The sequence below is a fragment of the Nonomuraea sp. B19D2 genome, from assembly GCF_040137845.1.
GTDB lineage: Bacteria > Actinomycetota > Actinomycetes > Streptosporangiales > Streptosporangiaceae > Nonomuraea.
The window spans coordinates 1-2296 of the sequence record NZ_JBEFAK010000126.1 but is presented as its reverse complement, the minus strand read 5'-3'; the positions used below and the strand labels follow the sequence as shown (position 1 = coordinate 2296).

Sequence of the window (2296 nt, the reverse complement as noted above, 5' to 3'; positions counted from 1 at the left end):
GGCGAAGACTTCACTCTGGGTTGGGATATCGCCCGCCATCGGAAGTGCTAGAGGAATGGTTCGATAACCGGGTCGCGGCGTGATATAGTTTCATTTGGGTCGAGTCCGGAAAATTCGGAGCCCCTCACGTTCGGACGCAGTGGCCCTTCGGGCTCGGTGGGGTCGTCGAAGTCGTCGGCTGGGTCCCGGGTCATGCCGATCCGGCGCATCACCGCCTGGGAACGAAGGTTGGTGGCCGTTGTGACAGCGAGGATCTCAGGAAGCTCAAGAGCGTCAAAGCCGTGGGCCAGGACTGTCAGCGCAGCCTCGGTAGCGTAGCCCTGGCCCCAGGCCGAGCGGGCGAGCCGCCAGCCGATCTCCACTCCTGTGAACGGCATGTGGTCGTCCACTTCATCCAAGCCCGCGAAGCCGATGAACTCGCCCGTGGCCTCCACCTCAACCGCCCACCACCCGTAGCCTCGCTGGTCGAACTCGGCCTGAAATCGCGACACGGAGGCATCGCTCTGTTCGCGGGTAAGCAGGTCACCCAAGTGCTCCCGGACCTCGGGATCGGCATTCATCGCCGCCCACGGTTCAAGGTCGGAGTCACGCCATCGGCGCAAGAAGAGGCGATCGGTACGCAGCTCAGCCATGCTGCCCAGCCAACATGGCACTCTGGCCCCGAGGCAATCACTTTTTCTGCTACGTGACACCGCCACCCAGAAACACAGATCGCTCCCAGAGCGAACGAAGCGACCACCGACCCGGCGAACCCATGCCGTCAGAGCACTAGCGAGAGCTGTCTCAGAGTTTCTTTATTGGTTCAAGGCGACGGCGCTCCGCGCCGTGCGCACGGCCCCGCTCCCGCCTGCCGTCCCGGGCATGCGGCCTAATGAGAGCTACTGGGTCCCCAGCGTTCTCGCGCGGAGGTGCGCGCGGCCCGCCGCACAAGCCGCCGCCGTACCCCCGAACTCGCCGACCCCAGCGCCGCGCCACCGCCGTACGGGTCCCCTGCACCCGCCGCCTGATTGTCCGGGGCAGCTAGCGGGAGCAGGGGACGTGTGGAGCATCCGATCAGCAGGACAGAAAGGTATTGCGGCCTTCGGTCGCGCCAAATACGGTTCATGATCGTGGTCGGCGATTCGACATGCCCGCGTAAGTTGCCCGTCCTTCGGACACCCTTGCCACGCCTTACCCTGAATCCGCTCACCGTGGCTGACGCCGGGACCTACTACGACCTCATCATGAGGAACCGTGAGCACCTGACTCGCAACGGCGACTATGAGGAGGTCAAGACCGCCACGCCCGAGTCTGTAACGGAGTACTTCACGAGCCCGCCGGACCGCACCATCAAGTACGGCGTGCGGGAGTGCGATCGGCTTATCGGTAGAGTGGATCTCAACCCAGCGAATCCGCCCCGGTACTCAATCGGTTACTGGCTCGACGAAGCCGCGACTGGCCAGGGCTACATGACGGCCGCTTGCAGCGCGTTGATCAATTTTGCGTGCACCACCCTTGGCGCAACAGATATCTTCGCGGGGGTAACGCATGGCAATTCAAAGAGCGTCGCTGTCCTTGAGCGCTTGGGATTCAGCCCTGCTGCTGAATTCGAGCACTACACAAGATTTCACCTCCCGCTGAGCTGAGGCACACAACGACTCACAGCCACATCCGCCCAGTCCTACTCAGGACCAAGCTGGAAGCTCCTCCTCACGGCTTGGAGAGCCGCAGGGTTGCAGTTCGGGTTGCAATACGAGGCCGTTCAGAACTGTTCAGGATGGGCCGCGTATAGGAGCTGACCTGCATTGAACGATCCGGAACGACTCGAACTGGATCTTTTAATCCGCGGGTTCCGGGTTCGAGCCCCTGGCGCCTACTACCCTTCACCTCGGAGCCTGCTTCTGAGCTGGGGTTCGCCTTGGGCCGTGCTTGGGCCGCGCCAACACGAGATGCCGTCGAACCTCATCCACCTCAATCGCGCGGCATCATTCAGATCATGAGACATCCTGACGTCCGACTCCGGCAACTCCAACTCACGGATGTCGAAGCCGTCCACTCCTGGGCCGGCCTACCCGAGGTCTGCCGGTATCAGGCATGGGGACCCAACTCCCTCACTCAAACGCGTGACTTCGTGGCAGAGGCCGAAGCCGCATGGCACGAAGAGCCACAAACACGCTTCGCCTACGCAGCCTGAGGTGCCCCGAACCTTCCGGACTCGGACCCAAGTAGGGTCAGAGGCAGTCCGGGAAGGAAGCACGTGGCGAAGAAGCCGAGAATATATCCGCCAGAGTTGCGGGCCGAAGTCGTGCGGGCCGTC

The 2296-nt window shown here is 62.9% G+C and carries 2 protein-coding genes; one reads left to right on the top strand and one right to left on the bottom strand.

What is annotated here, in order from left to right; translation table 11 throughout:
- Positions 1 to 47: 47 nt before the first annotated feature.
- Entirely contained in the window at positions 48 to 632 is a 585-nt protein-coding gene (locus ABN273_RS59045; RefSeq protein ID WP_349458563.1) for a GNAT family N-acetyltransferase, read from the bottom strand.
- 471 nt (positions 633 to 1103) lie between these two features.
- Here ABN273_RS59045 and ABN273_RS59040 point away from each other — a divergent pair, with 471 nt between their 5' ends.
- Positions 1104 to 1625, top strand: a complete 522-nt coding sequence (locus tag ABN273_RS59040; RefSeq protein WP_349458562.1) for a GNAT family N-acetyltransferase — start codon at positions 1104 to 1106, stop codon at positions 1623 to 1625.
- The last annotated feature ends 671 nt before the right edge of the window (positions 1626 to 2296 follow it).

Bases quoted from the DNA above. Each gene is read 5' to 3' on its own strand.
- ABN273_RS59045 (WP_349458563.1), bottom strand. From the start codon at position 632: ATGGCTGAGCTGCGTACCGATCGCCTCTTCTTGCGCCGATGGCGTGAC.
- ABN273_RS59040 (WP_349458562.1), top strand. From the start codon at position 1,104: ATGATCGTGGTCGGCGATTCGACATGCCCGCGTAAGTTGCCCGTCCTT.